The following is a 17,722-nucleotide window of genomic DNA, read 5'->3' on the forward strand; positions in this document are numbered from 1 at the left end:
CGGCAGCCTGCGCAAGGCTTCCTACAACACCTCGCTGCTGCGCGCGGCGGCGGGCATGATGCCGGAAGGCACGCGGCTCGTGATCGGCGACATCCGCGGCATCCCGCTCTACGATGCGGACCTCGAGTCGTCGGAGGGCATCCCGGCGGCAGTAACCGCGCTGAAGGATGCGATCGCCGATGCGGACGGGCTGCTCATTGCCACGCCGGAATACAACAACTCCATGCCCGGCGTGTTGAAGAATGCGATCGACTGGCTGTCGCGCCCGCCGAACGACATCCAGCGTGTTTTCGGCGGCAAGCCGGTGGCCGTGATGGGCGCGTCGCCCGGCGGCTTCGGCACCATCCTCAGCCAGAACGCGTGGCTGCCCGTGCTGCGCACGCTGGGAACACGACCGTGGTTCGAAGGGCGGCTGATGGTGTCGCGCGCGCAGAACGTGTTCGACGACAAGGGGCAGATGAGCGATCCCGCGATGCAGGAGCAGCTCAAGCGTTTCGTCGAAGGGTTCACCGCCTTCGTGCGCGCATGAAAAAAGGGCGGGCATCGCTGCCCGCCCTTCCCTGCCGCATGCTTAATCCGCGTAATTGTTCTCGGCATGGAAGCCGAACATCATCTGTAGCGGCGCGTGCGCATCGACCGGCGACGCCGGATTGCCGTCGATCTCGATCAGCTGGTTGCAGAAACGGGTGACGCGCTTCTTCGTGCCTTCGAAGATGTCGTGGTACTCGGCCCAGCCCCAGATGTAGAAGAACTTGCGTCCTTCCTTCACCGCCGCGAGGTCGTCGGCGCTAATGCTGCCCGAGACTGCCTCGACCATGCTGCGCGGGCCGGCGATGGTGGGGACCGGCGCATCCTGCGACGCGGGGAACTCGAAATCCTTCGGCAGCGGCGCATCCAGCAGACGGTAAGTGGTGTTGATCGCCAGACCACGCGTGGGCGTGTTGCCACTGTTGGCCCAGATCGGGTGGATGGTCCAGTGGAAGCCACCGGTGTCCGGGTCCTGGTGCAGGTACGTCTTGATCTCGCGGATGAACATGAAGGCGCGCTGGCCGGCAATCAGTGCGTCTTCCGCCACACGCGCGCTCTTTTCGGCGACGGCGGCACTGTCGCGCGCGACGGTTGCGGCGTCGCGCGTGCGTCGTGCAAGGTCGCGGCCGAGCAGCACCAGCATGCCGGCGAAGATCGCGAGCAGGACGTCGGTCAGCTTGATGTCATGGATGAAGGATGGGACCGGAGAAGGAGCGGTCACAGGTGTCGCTTCTGCCTTGGCAGGAGCGGTCGCTTGCACCGGCGCCGCCTCGGCCTTCGCGACAGGCTTTTCCCCGGTCGCGGCCTGTTCCTGGACGGCCGGCGCCTGTTGCACCGGTTGTTGCGCGTCCGCCTGAGCCGGCTCTTCGGCAAGTGCGAACTGGCCGATGCCGAACGCGAACAGGAGCGCGGTGAAAAAATGTCTGACTTGCATGGATCGTCCTCCCGGTTGGATTATTTCGCCGCGCACCTGCGCGCGTGCGACTCAAGCACCTTAGTCCGGGGAAACTTGACGGAGTTCAACTCTTTCGAAGGAGAAGATGCGCTGTGCAAAGAAGGTTTGGCCCGCCTCTGTATCATTACGCCATCGCTCCGCACAACAAGAAAAGGAAAGCCATGAATCTGGAAAAAGTCGTCTTCGCGTTCTTCATTGTCTTCGCTGCAACGCTCAATTTCGGCTTCTTCATCGGCGACATCGACCGCCCCGAGCTGCACAACGTCTACGAGCTGTTCGCCGCCATCGTCGTCAACATGATCGCCACCGTGCTCAAGTTCGGCGACCGCACGCAGATCGGCGCGGTGCACCTGTCGACCAGCCTGGTGGCCGACATGCAGCTGATCGCCGCCGCCGTCACCTGGGCCGTCGCGGAACATGTCACCGGCACCGGCATGACGCCGCACATCACCGCGAGCGTGGTGTCGCTGTCAGGCGGCGCGCTGCTGGCCAACATCATCTCCGTCATCATCCTGATCGTCGAAACGGTAATGATGCGCAGATGAACAGCGTCTTCTTCCTGGTGCTGCGGCGCATGCGCGCGCCGCTGATCGCACTGATCGTGTTCTACGCGGTCGCGGTGCTCGGCCTGACGCTGGTGCCCGGCGTGAATGCCGACGGCACAGCGGCGCCGCCGATGAGCTTCTTCCACGCGTTCTACTTCATCAGCTATACCGCGACCACCATCGGCTTCGGCGAGATCCCGAATGCGTTCTCCGACGCGCAGCGGATGTGGGTGACGCTGTGCATCTACATCACCGTCATCGGCTGGTCGTATTCCATCCTGACCCTGCTCGCGCTGCTGCAGGACAAATCCTTCCAGCAAACACTGGTCGCCTCGCGTTTCGCGCGCCGTGTGGCGCGCATCCAGACGCCGTTCTACCTCGTCTGCGGCTGCGGCGAAACCGGCAGCCTGATCTGCCGCGCGCTCGACCTGATGGGCTTCGACTTCGTGATCCTCGACAAGGACACCCAGCGCATCGAAGAGCTGGACCTGGAAGACTTCAAGACCAACGACCCCGCGCTGGCTGCAGATGCGCGGCTGTCGGTCAACCTCCTCATGGCCGGCGTGCGCCACGCGCAATGCCGCGGGGTGCTGGCAGTGACCAACGACGACGAATGCAACCTCGCGATCGCCATCAACGTGCGGCTGCTCAATCCCGAAGTGCAGGTGCTCACACGCGTGCGCAATCCGGCGGTGGCCGCCAACATGCGCTCCTTCGGCACACACCATATCGTCAATGCCTACGAACGCTTCGCCGAATACCTCGCGCTCGCCGTATCGGCGCCGGAAGCCTATCGCCTGATCGAAGTGCTGACCGGCCTGCCCGGCTCGCCGCTGCCCGCTGTCCACCGCCCGCCGCGCGGCAAGTGGATCGTGTGCGGCTACGGACATTTCGGCCAGGCGGTGTCGCGTTACATGACCCTGCCCGGGATCGACCTGACCATCGTCGATCCGGACGGCGACGGCCCGCAGGACGGCCGCCTCATCGTCGGCTCCGGCACGGAGGCGGGCGTGCTGCACGAGGCCGGCGTGATGGAAGCCTGCGGCATCGTCGCCGGCAGCAACAACGACGTCGCCAACCTGTCCATCGCGATGATGGCCAAGCAGCTCAACCCAAAGCTGTACGTGGTGGCGCGCCAGAACCAGGCGGCCAACGACCTGCTGTTCGACACCTTCCGCGCCGACTTCAGCATGGTGCACACGCGGGTGGTGGCGCAGGAGTGCATCTCCGTCCTCACCACGCCGCTGCTGGCGCGCTTCCTTAAATCCGTGCGCGAGGCCAGGGAAAGCTGGTGCAAGACGCTGGCAATGCACCTCGAAGCGATCTGCGACGGGGAAGTGCCGCTGGTCTGGGATATTCGCCTCACGCCGGGTACAGCGCCAGCGGTGCACAAGGCATTGCAGGGCGGCTTGCCGATGACCGTCGGCGATGTCATGCGCGACAACGCTGATCGCGACGCCGCGCTGCAGGGCGTGGTGTTGATGGTGGATCGCGATGGACAGGCCTTCCTGCTGCCGAACGACGACTTCACGCTGCGCGAAGGCGACGCGCTGCTCCTCGCCGGCAAGCGCGAGGTGCGTTCGGTAACGGACCTCACGCTCAAGAATGCGAATGCGCTCGACTATGTGATGACCGGGCGCGACCTGCGTGGCGGATGGGTATGGCGGGCGCTCTTCGGAAAGAAGGACGAGGCGGCCGTCAGGGAACAATGACGAGCCGGTTGCGGCCGTCGAGGTAGCGGTATTCGACTTGCGCGGGCAACTCGCGGATCAGCATCAGGCCGACGCCGCCCACGCGGTGTTCCTCGATCGGGCGCACCGCGCCGTCATCGGCCAGGGGCGCGGTTAGTGGGTCGAAAGCCGGCGCCTCGTCTTCATAGCGGATGCATGCATTCTCCACGCCGATCCACACCGGCGCCCCGCTGTCACCGCCGTAACCGTGCAGCACGCTGTTGCGGAACAACTCCTCCACCACCAGGTCGCAGCGCGCGATGCGTTCCGGCGGCACGCCCGCTTCGCGCAGGGCCGCATGCACGAACTCCACTGCTACAGGCACTGCATTCAGGCAGGCGTCGAAGCGCGCGCTGTGTCCGTGGAAACTGTTTCCTGTTGGTTCCATACTGGCATATTATGCTTCCAAGCCTCCGTGCGATAGGGGAGAAAAACAATGCCATACCGCAATATTGCCGCAGCCTTGCTGCTCCTGCCGGGGCTGGTCGCCCTGCCCCTGAACGCCTCCGCTGAAGAATTGCCCGCCGGCATGGTCAAGCGTGCCAAGGGCACGGCGCATGTCGAGCGCGAAGGCAAGAAGACCGCTGCGCAACCCGGCGACAAGCTGTTCAGCAACGACCGCATCATCACCGCCGCCGACGGCAGCGTCGGCATCACGCTGCGCGACGACACCATGCTCTCGGTCGGCCCCAACAGCACCATGTCCCTGGACAAGTTCGCCTTCGACTCCACCAGCCACCAGGGCACCCTGCAGGCCACGGTCAAGCGCGGCACGCTGGGCGTCATTTCGGGGAAGCTGTCGAAGCAGTCGCCGAACGCGGTGCAGTTCAACACCCCCAGCGCCATCCTCGGCGTGCGCGGCACCGAATTCGTGATCGACGCCGGCGAAGGGGGGGAATGACATGGGTGTCATCCTTGCCGTCATCGCCTTCGGCGCCATGATCATCTCGCAGACAATGCCGCGCGAACGCGTCATTTTGCTGCCCAACGAGGACGGCACGCCAAGCGCCGTCGTGGTCAAGACCGCGCAGGGCGAAACCGTGATCGACACGCCTTACCAGGTCGCCGGCATTACCGGCCGCGGTACGGTCTCCGCGCGGCAGGAAGAAGCGGCGTCGGTCAAGGAGCGTTATGGTTCGACCCTGGCTGCGCTGCCGCCGAAAGCGGCTTCCTTCACGCTCTACTTCGAGACCGGCACCGAAACCCTTGTTCCGGAATCGATGCCGCTGCTGGCGCGCATCAAGGATGAACTGACACAGCATGCGGCGCCGGAAATCATCGTGGTCGGCCACACCGATCGCGTCGGCACCGTGGAATTCAATGATGCGTTGTCGCTCCGGCGCGCCGAAGCGATGCGCAGGGTGCTGGTCGAGGCCGGCATTCCCGCCGAACGCATCGTCACCGCCGGGCGCGGCGAGCGCGAGCCGCTGGTGAAGACGGCGGATGAAGTGGACGAGCCAAAGAACCGGCGCGTCGAGATCCGGGTGCGCTAAGGCTTCCACTGCAACACCATCAGCGTCAGGTCATCCGACGCGTCGGCATCCCCCACATGTGCGCGAACGTTTTCGCGCACCGCCTGCACCACCACGGCAGGCGTCACCGTGCCACGCTTGCTGACGGCGCGTAACAACTCATCCAGCCGTTCACTGCCGTACAGCACGCCATCCGCATTCATCGCCTCGGTGATGCCGTCCGTGGTCAGGCACAGGCATTCGCCCGGCTGCATTTGATAGCGCTGCACCGGATAGTCGAAATCCTCGATCACGCACAGCGGAGGTCCGTCGGCGCCGGGCAGGTGTTCGATACTGCCGTCCGGCAGCAGGCGGCGCGGCGCGTCGTGTCCGGCGTTGCACAAGGCCAGCTCGCCGGTGTCCACATCGAGCACGCCGGCAATACCGGTGACGAACAGCATTTCCGGATTTTCGCGGGCGAGTTCGCGGTTGGCGCGGCTGAGGATGGCGGCGACGTCGTCCTCGGCGCGCAGCGCGATGCTCTTCGACAGCGCCTTCGCCACCACCATGAACAGGCTGGCCGGCAAGCCCTTGCCTGACACGTCGCCGACCAGGAAGAACAGGCGGCGGCCGTCGAGCATGAAAAAGTCGTACAGGTCGCCGCTGACTTCGCGCGCAGGTTCCAGCAGGGCGTCGAGCGCGAAGCGGGTTTCGCCCGGGAAGGCGGTGGCGGCCGCAGGCAGCGTCGCCATCTGGATACGGCGCGCTGCGTCGAGTTCACCGGCCACCCGCGCGGCCGACTCGCGCACTGCGTGAAGCGTGCGTTCGCTTTCCAGGCGCTCGCGTGCTTCCGCCAGCAGCATGCTGCCGAAGAGGCTGAAGAAGAGCACCGCCACCGCGCAGAACAGCGTCGCGGCGTCGAACAGCATCCCTGCCTTGGAAAACAGTAGTGCGCTTCCACCGAACAGCGCCAGCATCATCGCGAGCGCAGGCAGCGGCGCGAAGCGCGGGCCGAGCCACGGCACCAGCCAGATCAGCAGCAGTCCGCAGGCGATCAGCACGGCCATCTCGGCGGCTTGCATCCATACAGGCCGCTGCAGGAAACGGCCGTCGAAAAAACTCTCGATCAGCTGCGCATGCACATCCACGCCGGGCAGGAAATCGCCGCGCGCATTGGTCTTGTAATCCATCAGCCCGAGGCCGGTCAGCGCGACGAGCACCACCTTGTCCTGCAGCGCTGTGGCATCGGCATTGCCGCGCATCAGGTCGAAGGCGGACAGGTAGCGTCCAGGCGCCGGGCGCGAGAAGTGCACCCATACCGCACCATCCGTCTGCACCGGCACGTGCAGGTCGCCGACGGCCACGTTGTTGACGCCGTTGTGGTCGAGCACGAGTTCCACCGCCGAGGTGTCCGTCGCCACCCGCAGCAATTCCATCGACATGGCCGGCACCAGCGTATCGCCGATGGCGCCGACCAGCGGTACGCGGCGTATGACACCCTTTTCCAGGTCGGCCGACAGCAGCGCCTGCCCTTTCGCCTCTGCCTGCAGCGCGGGCAGGCTGGCGAGCGCCTGCGGGAAGCGCCGCACGTGCGCCAGCGCGTCGCCGCCGCGCACATGCACCGGCCACAGCCGCAGCGCGCCGGTGGTGCCGGCCGCCGGAACATCGAAGCCGGCGGTGCCGAGCACGATGGGCACGCGCCGCATCGCCGCGCCGAGGACGGCGTCGTGGGATGGCAGGCGCTTGAGCGCATCCCGCAATGCCGCCTGCTCGGGGCCGAGCGCGGCGGCGATGGCTTCCGGGGAACTGGTGTCGTGCTCGGGCATGATGATGTCCAGCCCGACTGCGAGCGGCTGGTGCGCGGCGATGCGCTCGAGCAGGCCCGCGAGCCGCGTGCGCGGCCACGGCCACTGGCCGAATTCCTTGAGCGCGGCTTCGTCGATGGCGACGATCTGCACCGGGCCGGACAGGCGCTCGCGCGGCATCAGTACCTGCCAGGCATCAAACAGCGCAAGCCGCATCGCCGGCAGCGGGCCCTCGAGGCGCAGCGCCATGACCACCGTCATCAGCGCAAGCAGCACCAGGCCGAAGATCCGTCCCTGACGTTCGCGCAGCCGCTGCAGGGTGTCAGATGTCGATTTCCATGCCGTCATAGGCCGACACGATTTCGAGCGGCGCTTCGCCGGTGATTTCCGCGTAGCGCCGCGTCTCGGCCAGCACGCTGGCGATCCGGGCGTCTTCGAAGATGGGTTCGTGATGGAACAGGCAGAGCCGCTTCGCCCTGGCCGCCTGGCACAGGTCGACCCCGACCACGTTGCTCGAATGCCCCCAGTCGGCCTTGACCGACACCGCGTCGGCCAGCGAATACATGGCGTCGAAGATCACCAGGTCGGCATCGCGGAAGAAACGCACGAAGTTTTCCCGCTCTTCCGGCTGGTCGAGCTTGTGCTCGGAATCCGTGCTGTAGACCATGGACCGGCCGTTGTGCTCCAGCCGGTAGCCGTAGGAATCGCCGTGGTGCAGCTGCAGCTTGGCGGTGACGCGCAGGCCGTTGATCTCGACCGGCACGCCGGGTTTCATGATATCGAACTCGATGGTCGCGCCCAGCTGGTCGAAGGAAACCGGGAAGCTGATCGGTTCCTGCTGCCGGCGCAGCGCGGTTTCCAGCGTGTCGTGGCAGCCGTGGATGACGATGCGGTTGCCGGGAATGTAGGCCGGCGTGAAGAAGGGGAATCCCATGATGTGGTCCCAGTGCAGGTGGGACATGAACACATGGTAGGTCTGCGGCTTGCCGGCGCCGTAGCGCGCCATCATCGCGTTGCCGAAGGGCCGCACACCGCTGCCGAGGTCGAGCAGCACATGTTCGTTGCTGGTGTCCGGGTCCCAGACCTCCACTTCCACGCAGCTGGAATTGCCGCCGAAGGTGGAGCGGACATCAAAGCCCAGTTCGTAGTCCACGTAATGCGCGATTTTCTCGCTGCTGTCGAGGTTACGCCCGATCGCGCCTTCCAGCGCGGCGACCAGCTTGGCGCGGATGTGGCGGTGGGTGAGTGCGACGGGCAACGAGCCGCGCGAACCCCAGATGCGGGCTTTCACGATGCGCCTCCCGCTGCCGCCAGCGCCGCCTCCACGGTCGGATGGATCTCGAACAGCAGGTCGAAGCGGCTGATCTGGAACACTTCCGCCACCAGCGGCGTCAGCGCGGCAATCATCATGCGGCCGCCCTGCGCCTTGACCTGCTTCACCGCGATCATGAGCGCGCGCAGGCCGATGCTGCTGATGAAGGTCACGCCGGAAAAGTCGAGGACCAGGGCCTTCCCATTGCGCGTGCAAGCACTCACATGCGGCTCAAGTCCCTCTCGGAACGCATCGGCATGGGTATGGTCGATGCGCCCCGTAGGGCAGAGGATGACAGCGCTGCCTTCCTCGCGGAAAAGTAGGTCCATGGTAGAGCCCGCACAATCGGTGTCGAAAATTCAGTGTAGCAAATGTCGGAAAGGAAATTTTCTGAATTTCAATTGTGCAGTGCGGTGTGCCCGGAGACGCAGATGACAATTTCTAGCGCGGCCTGTTCTTGTCCAGGATCGCGCACAGGATGAGCCCGTACGACAGCAGCCGCACCAGGTAATACGCTGGAGATTCGTCCAGCGTCGTCTGCGCCGCCGGCCCCAGCACCGCGCGATTGATCCCCTCAATGAAGAACGACAAGGCAAAGAACAGGAAGAACCTGTCCCCCGTGCTGCGCCAGAAGCGCAGGAAGAACAGCGCCGCCACCATCGAGCCCATCGCGATCGCGCCGAGCAGCAGGTTGTTCATCGCCTTACTCCTCTTCCCAGATCAGGCCATACAGCAGCGGCAAGAGTGCCGCCAGCGCGGATGCCAGGCGCAGGGTCATCAGGTCGACCGAATCCGGGAATACCACGCGGTCGAGGATCAGCAGCACATTGTTGACCGTCATCCCGGCAAAGCAGATGCCGCTCCACAGCAGCAGGCGATGGCCGTTGCGGCGGTAGCCGCGCAGCAGCAGGCACGCGCACAGCAGCGACGTCAGCGCACATAGCGCGTAGATGAGGGGAGCCATTCAGGATTCCTTTCGCCATTTGAAGGCATCGGCAAACTGCACTGCCCGCTTGCCGCTCCTGGAGTGGATGAGATGGGTGACTTCGACCAGGTGCGCCGCATAGGCGCTGGCGACCTTGCCGATGATGTCTGCCAGCGCTTCCGACGCCGGATGGAAACAGTAGCCGCCTTCTGTGCGCGCATTGGGTGCTGCAATCCCGGCCGCGTGCAGTTCCGCCAGCAATGTCGTTGCCGCTTTGTCGGACAGGTACAGCCGCTTTGCCAAATGCGTGCTGTCCCACGCGACGCCGGTCTCGTTGCGCAGCAGAAGCATGGCTTCGAGGAAGGGCACGGAAGGAATGCTGGTCAGGATAAAGCGCCTGATGTCGTCGGCAATGATGGAACTGCCTGCCATGGTGGTCGTGCGGGTAATGCTTGGAAGAAAGCGCATGATAAGGGTGCACGCCGGCATCGTCCCCTGCGGCAACCATGCATGTTGATTTTTCTCAAACCGGCGGGTTTGGCCGGCATGCAAAACCAAGTTCTTGCCATCTTGTCCAACGCTGACTCAACAGAAATGAGTTCACACGTGGACAACAAGAATCCGCACGACCATCCTCCGGAGAAGGCCCCTGCCGCAAGCCGTTCCATCCTGCGCTTCCTCCTGCGCGCCTTCCTGTACACCTTCGTCTTCGCCACCGCCGGCCTCGCCGCGGCTCTCTATTACGCCACGTCCTACCTGGCGAAGATCGTGCCGCTCACGCCCAGCGTCGAAGCCCTGCTGCAGGCGCGCCATGCCCAGCCCAGCGTCCTGCTTTCCGCTGACGGCACCCATCTCGCCACCTTCAGCCGCGGGCAGCAGGAACAGGTGACGCTGGACCAGATTTCTCCTTATGCCATTCGCGCCCTCGTGGCCACCGAAGACCATCGCTTCTTCGAACACCGCGGCGTCGACCTCACCCGCACCGCGTCGGCGGTGTGGCAGACGCTGCGGGGCGATGCGCAGGGCGGGTCGACCATCACCCAGCAACTCGTGCGCAACATGTTTCCCGAGGAAATCGGCCGCGCGCGCACCGTCGACCGCAAGATCCGCGAGATCGTCACCGCGCTCAAGATCGAAAAGGCCTACACCAAGGAACAGATACTCGAGACCTACCTCAACACGGTGCCTTTCCTGTACAACGTGGTCGGCATCGAGATGGCCGCGCGCACCTATTACGACAAGTCCGCCGCCGACCTCGACGTGCTCGAAAGCGCCACATTGGTCGGCATGCTCAAGGGTACGAGTTACTACAACCCCATCCTCAACCCCGACCGCGCGCGCAAGCGCCGCAATGTGGTGCTCGCGCAGATGGTCAAGCGCGGCATGCTGCAGGAAGAGGTCTACCTCGCGCTGCGCGAACAGCCGCTGCAGGTTACGCTCAAGCGCCAGCCCGATCCGCTCGGCAACATCGCGCCGCACTTCGCCGCCCATGTGCGCCGCCTGCTGGTCGAGTGGGCCGACGCCAACGACTACAACCTCTATACCGACGGCTTGGTGGTGTACAGCACGCTCGACGACGACTTGCAGGAAGAAGCGGCCGAGGCCGTCGCGCGGCAGTCGCAGGTATTGCAGGATATTGCCGATGTCGAATGGGGCCGCAGCACGGAACGTGTGGCGTCGCACACGCCGGCCGCCTATGGGGCGCTGCGCAAGAAGGTCGAACCCTTCCGCCATTTCTGGCATGCACGTTCCGACCTGATCGACGCCTTCGTGCGCGAGACGCCGGAATACAAGAAGGCGCTCGCCGCCGGCCAGTCCGAGCGCGCGGCACTGGCGAAGCTGAAGGCGAATGCCGATTTCATGGCGCGCCTGCGCGATTACAAGACGCGCCTCGAAGCCGGCTTCGTCGCAATGGACCCGCAAACCGGCGAGGTCAAGGCCTGGATCGGCAGCCGCGATTTCCAGCGCGACCAGTTCGACCACGTCGCGCAGGCCGAACGCCAGCCCGGTTCCACCTTCAAGCCCATCGTCTACGGCGCCGCGCTCGAACAGGGCTTCGCGCCCGACCGCATCTACCCCGACGGTCAGGTCGAAATCCGCGCCCGCGACGGCAGCATCTGGCGCCCGACCGACATGTCAGGCTTCAGCGGCCGCATGATGAGCATGCGCGAAGGACTGATCTACTCCAAGAACACCATCACCGCGCAAGTGATGCAGGATGTCGGCCTGGAACACGTGATCGACCTGGCGCGCGCCACCGGCATCACCAACAGCCGCCTCGACCCGGTGCCTTCGCTGTCGCTCGGCACCAGTCCCGTCACCCTGCTCGAAATGGTGTCCGCCTATTCCACCATCGCGAAGACCGGCGAATACCGCAAGCCTGTCTTCATCCGCAAGATCACCGACCGCGACGGCAAGGTGCTGGCCGAATTCGAGGCCGAACCGCAGCGCGCAATGTCGGAAGAAACCGCGGTCGAACTGATCGACATGATGCGCGGTGTGGTCCGGCGCGGCACCGGCACCGAAGTCCGCAACCGCTTCAACATCTCCGCCGACATCGCCGGCAAGACCGGCACCACGCAGAACAACACCGACGGCTGGTTCATCCTCATGCACCCGCGCCTCGTGGCCGGCGCGTGGGTCGGCTTCAACGATTCGCGCGTGACCATGCGCAGCGATTACTGGGGCCAGGGCGGACACAACGCCATCCTGCTGGTGGGCGATTTCTTCCGTGGCACGCTGAAGTCGAAACTGATCGATACGAAGGCAAAGTTCCCGCAACCCAAGCGCCCGCCGCCCGTGATCGTGAAGGCGCCGGCACCCGTGGAAGAACTGGAGACGGTGCCGTCAGGGTATGGGGTGATTACGCGGGAGGGCAGCAGCACAGCCGTGGTGGTCGGGCCGGACGGCACGCGGACGATCGAACGCGGCGCGGCGGATGAACTGGGGCGCTTTCTCAGCGGGATGGAGAACAGCGGCGACTCGGGAGGCCGTGGAAGTGGATTGTCGGGGGGCGCGACTGCGTATCCCGATATGACGCACTGATGGCGCGGGCACTTGAATTCGCATGGTGGGTTTCGCTGCGCTCTACCCACCCTACGGTTCTTTATCCATCAAATTCATCTTGCCATTCGCCGCAATCAACCTCCCCAGCGTCACCAGCGCCTCCTCGGTCTTCGCCGTCCACGCATGGCCGTAGTTGATGCGCAGGCAGTTCCGGAACCCGCGCTTGGCTGAAAACATCGGCCCCGGCGCAACGCTGATCCCCTGCGCCAGCGCCTGCCGGTGGATTTCAAGCGTATCCACGTTCCCCGGCAATTCGATCCACAGGAAATAGCCGCCGCCCGGCCGCGTCGACTTCGTACCGCGCGGGAAGTGCCGTACCACCGCCTGCATCATCGCGCTCTGCTGCACCGACAGCGCATGCCGCAGTTGCCGCAAGTGTTTGTCGTAGCCACCCTTGGCGAGGTAATCCGCCAGCGCCGCCTGTGCCGGTGCCGACGCCGAGAGCGTGGTCGTCAGCTTGAGCCGCGCGACATCCTTGGCATAACGGCCGGGCACCGCCCAGCCGATGCGGTAACCCGGCGCGAGGCACTTCGAAAAGGATGAACAATGCATGACCAGGCCCTGCGTATCGAAGGCCTTCGCCGGCGCGGGCCGCTTGCTGCCGAAGTACAGTTCGCCGTACACATCGTCCTCGATCAGCGGCACCTCATGCGCGGCCAGCAGGTTGACCAGCGCCTGCTTCTTTTCGTCGGGCATGGTGCTGCCAAGCGGGTTCTGGAAGTTGGTCATCATCCAGCAGGCCTTCGGCTTGTGCCGCGTCAGTGCGCGGGCGAGCGCATCGAGGTCGACGCCGTCGCGCGGATGGGTAGGGACTTCGATCGCGTTCAGGCCGAAGCGCTCCAGCGCCTGCAGCGCCGCATAGAACGCCGGGGATTCGATCACCACGCTGTCGCCCGGACGGGTAACGGCTTGCAGGCAGAGGTTGAGGGCGTCGAGCGCGCCGTTGGTGATGACGATGTCGTCCGGATGTACATGCATGCCGTCGGCGAGGTAGCGCAGCGCGATCTGCCGACGCAGCGCCGCATTGCCGGGCGTGAGATCGTCAACGGTGCTCCACGGGTCCATGTCCTGCACGCTGGCGGCCATCGATTTCGCCAGCCGCGGCAGCGGGAACAGCAGCGGGCTGGGGAAGGCCGAACCGAGGGGCACGACATCGCGCGTCTTGATCGATTCCAGCACCTCGAACACGAGTTCGCTGACATCGACCGGCGCCGATTCATCCGACGGATGCGACGGCAGTTCCGGCTCCGGCGGCAAGACCTTGGTGCCGGCGATCACGTAGTAGCCCGAGCGGTCGCGTGCGCGGATCAGGCTGCGCGCTTCGAGCAGGTAGTAGGCCTCGAACACCGTGGACGGACTGACGCCGCGGCTTGCGCTGGCCTGCCTGACCGAAGGCAGCCGGTCGCCCGGCTTGAGCACGCCGGTGCGGATCGACTGGGCGATTTCTTCGGCAAGGGATTCGTAGCGTTTCATTCCGTGTCAGGCGGTCACCATGTTCACGATTGTAAGCAATATCCCGATGAAGATTGCCGTGCCGATCAATCCGCCCGCGACCACATAGACCGGATTCAGGCCGCCGACGTCCTCGTCGAAATCCCGCTTGCGCCGCAAGCCGATGAAGGACCATGCGACCGCGATCATGGTGGACAGGAAGGATCGCGTCTTCTTCGTTTCATTCGTTGGCATGGTCAATTCCTCGGTACGTGGAACATGGCTTTCTCTTCGACGCGCACACCTGCATCATCAGTCGCTTCGAGGGTGAAAACCACCTTGTTCGAACCCGCACTGCCCTTGCCGTGCGGGACGCGCACGGTGACCGGCACGGCGCGCGACTCGGTGGCTTCAAGGCGAACTTCATCCGCCGTCGTGATGCGGATGCCATCGATGCCGGACACCGCCAGCCGGTAGCGGCGCGGCTGTTCGCTGGTGTTCATCACCTGAAGCCGGTACACGTTCTCGATCATGCCGTCCTCCACTTCCCTGGCCAGCACGCCGCGATCGCGGATCACGTCCATCTTCAGCGGCGTGCGGTTCAGCAGCGCCGTCCAGAATGCAGTGATCACCAGCAGGAGCAGGCCTGAATAGACAAGCACTCGCGGACGCAGTACACGCCGTGCGATGGCACCAGTGGATAGGCCGATGCGCAAGGCATTGTCGGTGGTGAAGCGGACCAGGCCGCGCGGCGCGCCGATCTTGTCCATCACCGAGTCGCAGGCATCGACGCAGGCCGCGCAGCCGATGCAGTCGTACTGCAAGCCGTTGCGGATGTCGATGCCGGTCGGACAGACCTGCACGCACAGCGAGCAGTCGATGCAGGCGCCGCTTGTCTTCGCTGCCTTGGACGAGCGCGGTTCGCCGCGCTGCCGGTCATAGCTGACGATCAGCGAATCGGCATCGAACATCGCGCTCTGGAAGCGTGCATACGGGCACATGGTGCGGCACACCTGCTCGCGCAGCCAGCCGGCATTGCCGTAGGTGGCGAGGCTGTAGAACAGCACCCAGAAGGTTTGCCACGGGCCGAGCGCCAGCGCCGCCGTTTCCGCCGCAAGCGTGCGCACCGGCGTGAAGTAGCCGACGAAGGTGAACCCGGTCCACAGCGCGAATGCAATCCATGCGCCATGCTTGGCCGACTTGCGCGCGACCTTCTCCAGGTTCCACGGCTGGCGGTCGAGGCGCATGCGCGCGCTGCGTTCGCCTTCGGCCTTGCGTTCGAACCACATGAAGATTTCGGTGTACACCGTTTGCGGGCACGCGAACCCGCACCACACCCGCCCGGCGATCGCGGTGAACAGGAACAGCGAGAAAGCGGCAACGATCAGCAGCACCGCGAGATAGATCAGGTCCTGCGGCCACAGCACGATGCCGAACAGATAAAACTTGCGCGCGGCAAGGTCGAACAGAACCGCCTGCCGCCCGTTCCAAGGCAGCCATGGCAGGCCGTAGAACACCAGTTGCGTGAGCCAGACGCAGACCCAGCGCCAGGTCGCATAGCGGCCCTTGGCCTCGCGTGCGTAGATGTGCGTACGCGGGGCGTACATCCGGATGACGGATACGGATTGCGGTGCCTGGGACATGGGACGCTCGTCGGTGAAGGGGTCAGGTACGGATTGTCCCGGTTTTCCAGGCAGGAAAACAGAATCAGAAAGCGATGAAAATACCGTATCAGATGTCGCCTGGAATCAGCGAATACACCGCCGCGTCGAGCGGCGCGCCGCGCACGAACAGCCGGTTGCGCGCGATGCATTCGAACCGCGCTCCCAGCCGCTCCGCCACCGCCCGGCTTGGATGGTTGTGCTCGGCGGCGACGATTTCCAGCCGTGTCAGCCGCAAGGTGTCGAATCCGTACTTCGCGATCATGCGTGCCGCACGCGTGCCGATGCCGCGCCGCTGCATGCTTTCACGCACCCAGTAGCCGACATTGCCGGCGTTGTGCACATGGTCGATCTGGTTGATCGCCACGCCGCCGAGCAGCGTCTCGTCATCCTCCGTGAAGATGCCGACGTCGTAGGACACGCCCATGTTGAGCCGCACCGCGCATTGGCCGATCCAGACGCGCGCTTCCTTCGCGCCATACGCAGAATGGCACCACGGCAGCCATTGGCCGACGGTAGCGACAGATTCACGGACTGCGGCGGCAAATGCTTCTGCATCGCCGGCGCGAAAAGGACGGATGCACAAGCCTTCTGCATTCAGATGCATGGTTGGGTGGGAGGAGTGGTCGTCGTCTGAGCATAGCACTCCGCATACGCGCGAGCCAGATTGCCGCTGCTGTTCACCCGTGGCAAGATGCATGCACTCAGTCGATGGCAGGACGCAATGGATACGCTAACCAGCATGAAGGTGTTTGTCGCGGTGGTCGAGACCGGCAGTTTCGCCGCGGCATCCGATCGCCTCGACATGTCGCGCGCGATGACCTCGAAGTATGTCGCGCACCTCGAGGAACACCTCGGCACGCGCCTGCTCCAGCGCACCACGCGCAAGCTGACACTGACCGAGTCCGGCTCCACCTACTACGAGCGCTGCGTGCAGATCCTGGCCGACATCAGCGAAGCCGAGGAAGGCGCGCTGCACCTCAACGAGACGCCGCGCGGCACGCTGCGCCTGACGGTGCCGGTGTCCTTCGGCATCCTGCACATGGGGCCGGTGATTTCGAACTACATGAAGCAGTACCCGGACGTGAAGGTCGACATCCTCGTCGCCGACCGCCGCGTCGACCTGCTGGAGGAAGGGTTGGACCTGGCGATACGCATCGGCTCGCTGCCGGAATCCGGCCTGGTGGCGCGCAAATTCGCTTCCGACCGCGTGGTGATCTGCGGCTCGCCGGAATACCTGCAGCGTCACGGCACGCCGCGCACGCCGGCCGAACTGGCGCAGCACAATTGCCTGACCTACAGTTACGCGGCCACCGGTGACGAGTGGAAAATGGACGGTCCCGACGGGCACCACACGGTGAAGGTGTCGGGCAGCCTGCGCGCAACCAACGGCGACATCGTGAAGCTTGCCGCACTCGGCGGCGTCGGCCTGATGCGCCAGCCGCTGTTCCTCTGCGGCGAGGAGCTGCGACAGGGGAAGCTGGTCGAGGTGCTGCCGGAATACAAGGCGTCCGACATGGGTCTCTATGCCGTGTATCCCAGCCGCAAGCACCTGTCCGCGAAGGTGCGCACCTTCGTGGATTTCATTGCCGCCGCGTTCAACCTGAAAAGCGATTGGTAGCTCAGTCTTTCAGCACCACCTTGCCGATGACATGGCCGCCTTCAAGCAGCGCATGTGCCTTGCGGACATTGGCTGCATTGATCGGTGACAGTACCTCGCTGACCGTCGAGCGCAGGATGCCCGTATCGACCAGGCGCGCAACCTCCTCGAGCAGCCTGCCCTGCTCCACCATGTCCGGCGTCGCGTACATCGATCGTGTGAACATGAATTCCCACACCAGTCCCGCGCTCTTCGACTTGAGCAACGAGACGTCGAGCGCATCCTTGTTCTCGACGATGGTGCAGACCGTGCCCTGCGGCGCGACGATGGCGGCAGCCGCCGGGAAATGCCGGTCGGTATCGTTCAGGATCAGTACGTAATCGACCTGTTCGATACCGAGCGTCTTCAGCTGCGCCTGCATATCGCCGAAATGGTCGATGACATGGTGCGCGCCGAGCTCGCGCACCCATGCGACGGATGACGGACGCGAGGCCGTTGCGATCACTTCCAGTCCTGCCACCTTCGCGGCAAGTTGTACCGCGACCGATCCCACGCCACCGGCGCCGCCGATCACGAGCAGGCGCTTGCGCGGCACCGCATGCGGCGGTGAGGGAACACGCAGGCGGTCGAACAATGCTTCCCAGGCGGTGATTGCCGTCAACGGCAGCGCGGCCGCCTGTTCGAACGACAGCGAGGCCGGCATTGGCGCGGCG

Annotated in this window: 20 protein-coding genes; 7 read left to right on the forward strand and 13 right to left on the reverse strand. The window is 64.8% G+C overall.

Features of this window, described 5'->3' with window-relative positions; all coding sequences use genetic code 11:
• On the forward strand, window positions 1-529 hold a 529-nt coding region (locus AYR66_RS01820; RefSeq protein WP_088709549.1), incomplete at its 5' end, for an NADPH-dependent FMN reductase.
• 42 nt (window positions 530-571) lie between these two features.
• Here the strand turns inward: AYR66_RS01820 and AYR66_RS01825 are convergent.
• Window positions 572-1,462 carry a hypothetical protein gene (locus AYR66_RS01825; RefSeq protein WP_088706094.1) on the reverse strand — a complete coding sequence of 297 codons (891 nt, stop codon included), beginning with the start codon at window positions 1,460-1,462 and terminating at the stop codon, window positions 572-574.
• 182 nt (window positions 1,463-1,644) lie between these two features.
• Between AYR66_RS01825 and AYR66_RS01830 the strand changes: the two genes are divergently transcribed.
• Both AYR66_RS01830 and AYR66_RS01835 read left to right on the forward strand, forming a co-directional pair.
• Complete coding sequence (locus tag AYR66_RS01830; RefSeq protein WP_088706095.1) at window positions 1,645-2,028, forward strand: DUF6394 family protein; 384 nt, start codon at window positions 1,645-1,647, stop codon at window positions 2,026-2,028.
• A complete protein-coding gene (locus AYR66_RS01835) occupies window positions 2,025-3,740 on the forward strand; it encodes a potassium channel family protein (protein ID WP_088706096.1) in 1,716 nt (571 codons plus the stop codon). The genes AYR66_RS01830 and AYR66_RS01835 overlap by 4 nt, the downstream gene beginning before the upstream one ends.
• Here AYR66_RS01835 and AYR66_RS01840 read toward each other — a convergent pair.
• Window positions 3,727-4,146 carry an ATP-binding protein gene (locus tag AYR66_RS01840; RefSeq protein ID WP_088706097.1) on the reverse strand — a complete coding sequence of 140 codons (420 nt, stop codon included), beginning with the start codon at window positions 4,144-4,146 and terminating at the stop codon, window positions 3,727-3,729. The genes AYR66_RS01835 and AYR66_RS01840 overlap by 14 nt on opposite strands.
• A gap of 48 nt (window positions 4,147-4,194) precedes the next feature.
• On the opposite strand from AYR66_RS01840, the gene AYR66_RS01845 reads away from it, so the two are divergent.
• Together AYR66_RS01845 and AYR66_RS01850 are read left to right on the forward strand one after the other, a co-directional pair.
• On the forward strand, window positions 4,195-4,659 hold the full coding sequence (locus AYR66_RS01845) for a FecR family protein (protein WP_088706098.1): 465 nt from the start codon (window positions 4,195-4,197) through the stop codon (window positions 4,657-4,659).
• A 1-nt stretch (window position 4,660) separates the two neighbouring features.
• Complete coding sequence (locus AYR66_RS01850) at window positions 4,661-5,251, forward strand: OmpA family protein (protein ID WP_088706099.1); 591 nt, start codon at window positions 4,661-4,663, stop codon at window positions 5,249-5,251.
• Here AYR66_RS01850 and AYR66_RS01855 read toward each other — a convergent pair.
• From AYR66_RS01855 to AYR66_RS01880, 6 genes are all read right to left on the reverse strand, one after another.
• Window positions 5,248-7,362, reverse strand: coding sequence for a SpoIIE family protein phosphatase (locus AYR66_RS01855; protein WP_088706100.1), 2,115 nt, complete (start codon window positions 7,360-7,362; stop codon window positions 5,248-5,250). The two genes, AYR66_RS01850 and AYR66_RS01855, sit on opposite strands and share 4 nt — an antisense overlap.
• Window positions 7,337-8,305: an MBL fold metallo-hydrolase gene (locus AYR66_RS01860; protein ID WP_088706101.1), complete on the reverse strand. Its 969-nt coding sequence runs from the start codon at window positions 8,303-8,305 to the stop codon at window positions 7,337-7,339. The genes AYR66_RS01855 and AYR66_RS01860 overlap by 26 nt, the downstream gene beginning before the upstream one ends.
• Window positions 8,302-8,655 carry an STAS domain-containing protein gene (locus tag AYR66_RS01865; protein ID WP_088706102.1) on the reverse strand — a complete coding sequence of 118 codons (354 nt, stop codon included), beginning with the start codon at window positions 8,653-8,655 and terminating at the stop codon, window positions 8,302-8,304. The genes AYR66_RS01860 and AYR66_RS01865 overlap by 4 nt, the downstream gene beginning before the upstream one ends.
• Window positions 8,656-8,767: 112 nt before the next feature.
• The gene (locus AYR66_RS01870) at window positions 8,768-9,025 is read right to left on the reverse strand and encodes a DUF5985 family protein (RefSeq protein ID WP_088706103.1); all 258 of its coding nucleotides are present in this window, start codon (window positions 9,023-9,025) and stop codon (window positions 8,768-8,770) included.
• A gap of 4 nt (window positions 9,026-9,029) precedes the next feature.
• Entirely contained in the window at window positions 9,030-9,290 is a 261-nt protein-coding gene (locus AYR66_RS01875) for a DUF5985 family protein (protein ID WP_088706104.1), read from the reverse strand.
• Complete coding sequence (locus AYR66_RS01880) at window positions 9,291-9,719, reverse strand: hypothetical protein (protein WP_234814658.1); 429 nt, start codon at window positions 9,717-9,719, stop codon at window positions 9,291-9,293.
• Window positions 9,720-9,857: 138 nt separating this feature from the next.
• Here AYR66_RS01880 and AYR66_RS01885 point away from each other — a divergent pair, with 138 nt between their 5' ends.
• The gene (locus tag AYR66_RS01885) at window positions 9,858-12,296 is read left to right on the forward strand and encodes a penicillin-binding protein 1A (protein WP_234814665.1); all 2,439 of its coding nucleotides are present in this window, start codon (window positions 9,858-9,860) and stop codon (window positions 12,294-12,296) included.
• Between the two features lie 51 nt (window positions 12,297-12,347).
• Here AYR66_RS01885 and AYR66_RS01890 read toward each other — a convergent pair whose 3' ends face one another.
• The 4 genes from AYR66_RS01890 to AYR66_RS01905 form a co-directional block, all read right to left on the reverse strand.
• Window positions 12,348-13,790 (reverse strand): aminotransferase-like domain-containing protein, encoded by a 1,443-nt coding sequence (locus tag AYR66_RS01890; RefSeq protein WP_088706105.1) that lies wholly within the window; start codon window positions 13,788-13,790, stop codon window positions 12,348-12,350.
• A gap of 6 nt (window positions 13,791-13,796) precedes the next feature.
• Window positions 13,797-14,003 (reverse strand): DUF2970 domain-containing protein, encoded by a 207-nt coding sequence (locus AYR66_RS01895; RefSeq protein ID WP_088706106.1) that lies wholly within the window; start codon window positions 14,001-14,003, stop codon window positions 13,797-13,799.
• 2 nt (window positions 14,004-14,005) lie between these two features.
• Window positions 14,006-15,391 carry a cytochrome c oxidase accessory protein CcoG gene (ccoG, locus tag AYR66_RS01900; RefSeq protein WP_088706107.1) on the reverse strand — a complete coding sequence of 462 codons (1,386 nt, stop codon included), beginning with the start codon at window positions 15,389-15,391 and terminating at the stop codon, window positions 14,006-14,008.
• 88 nt (window positions 15,392-15,479) lie between these two features.
• Window positions 15,480-16,016 (reverse strand): GNAT family N-acetyltransferase, encoded by a 537-nt coding sequence (locus tag AYR66_RS01905; RefSeq protein WP_088706108.1) that lies wholly within the window; start codon window positions 16,014-16,016, stop codon window positions 15,480-15,482.
• Between the two features lie 117 nt (window positions 16,017-16,133).
• Here AYR66_RS01905 and AYR66_RS01910 point away from each other — a divergent pair, with 117 nt between their 5' ends.
• Window positions 16,134-17,030 carry a LysR family transcriptional regulator gene (locus AYR66_RS01910; protein ID WP_206047021.1) on the forward strand — a complete coding sequence of 299 codons (897 nt, stop codon included), beginning with the start codon at window positions 16,134-16,136 and terminating at the stop codon, window positions 17,028-17,030.
• Between the two features lies 1 nt (window position 17,031).
• Here the strand turns inward: AYR66_RS01910 and AYR66_RS01915 are convergent.
• Window positions 17,032-17,722, reverse strand: a 691-nt coding sequence (locus AYR66_RS01915; RefSeq protein WP_141104142.1) for a zinc-binding alcohol dehydrogenase family protein, incomplete at its 5' end; no start/stop codon positions are given.

Origin of the sequence: Noviherbaspirillum denitrificans, assembly GCF_002211445.1 — a bacterium.
GTDB lineage: Bacteria > Pseudomonadota > Gammaproteobacteria > Burkholderiales > Burkholderiaceae_D > Noviherbaspirillum > Noviherbaspirillum denitrificans.

Excerpts from the sequence above, each read along its gene's own strand:
- AYR66_RS01825 (WP_088706094.1), bottom strand. The coding sequence starts at position 1,462 with ATGCAAGTCAGACATTTTTTCACCGCGCTCCTGTTCGCGTTCGGCATC.
- AYR66_RS01830 (WP_088706095.1), top strand. The coding sequence starts at position 1,645 with ATGAATCTGGAAAAAGTCGTCTTCGCGTTCTTCATTGTCTTCGCTGCA.
- AYR66_RS01835 (WP_088706096.1), top strand. The coding sequence starts at position 2,025 with ATGAACAGCGTCTTCTTCCTGGTGCTGCGGCGCATGCGCGCGCCGCTG.
- AYR66_RS01840 (WP_088706097.1), bottom strand. The coding sequence starts at position 4,146 with ATGGAACCAACAGGAAACAGTTTCCACGGACACAGCGCGCGCTTCGAC.
- AYR66_RS01845 (WP_088706098.1), top strand. The coding sequence starts at position 4,195 with ATGCCATACCGCAATATTGCCGCAGCCTTGCTGCTCCTGCCGGGGCTG.
- AYR66_RS01850 (WP_088706099.1), top strand. The coding sequence starts at position 4,661 with ATGGGTGTCATCCTTGCCGTCATCGCCTTCGGCGCCATGATCATCTCG.
- AYR66_RS01855 (WP_088706100.1), bottom strand. The coding sequence starts at position 7,362 with ATGACGGCATGGAAATCGACATCTGACACCCTGCAGCGGCTGCGCGAA.
- AYR66_RS01865 (WP_088706102.1), bottom strand. The coding sequence starts at position 8,655 with ATGGACCTACTTTTCCGCGAGGAAGGCAGCGCTGTCATCCTCTGCCCT.
- AYR66_RS01870 (WP_088706103.1), bottom strand. The coding sequence starts at position 9,025 with ATGAACAACCTGCTGCTCGGCGCGATCGCGATGGGCTCGATGGTGGCG.
- AYR66_RS01875 (WP_088706104.1), bottom strand. The coding sequence starts at position 9,290 with ATGGCTCCCCTCATCTACGCGCTATGTGCGCTGACGTCGCTGCTGTGC.
- AYR66_RS01880 (WP_234814658.1), bottom strand. The coding sequence starts at position 9,719 with ATGCGCTTTCTTCCAAGCATTACCCGCACGACCACCATGGCAGGCAGT.
- AYR66_RS01890 (WP_088706105.1), bottom strand. The coding sequence starts at position 13,790 with ATGAAACGCTACGAATCCCTTGCCGAAGAAATCGCCCAGTCGATCCGC.
- AYR66_RS01895 (WP_088706106.1), bottom strand. The coding sequence starts at position 14,003 with ATGCCAACGAATGAAACGAAGAAGACGCGATCCTTCCTGTCCACCATG.
- ccoG (WP_088706107.1), bottom strand. The coding sequence starts at position 15,391 with ATGTCCCAGGCACCGCAATCCGTATCCGTCATCCGGATGTACGCCCCG.
- AYR66_RS01905 (WP_088706108.1), bottom strand. The coding sequence starts at position 16,016 with ATGCATCTGAATGCAGAAGGCTTGTGCATCCGTCCTTTTCGCGCCGGC.
- AYR66_RS01910 (WP_206047021.1), top strand. The coding sequence starts at position 16,134 with ATGGATACGCTAACCAGCATGAAGGTGTTTGTCGCGGTGGTCGAGACC.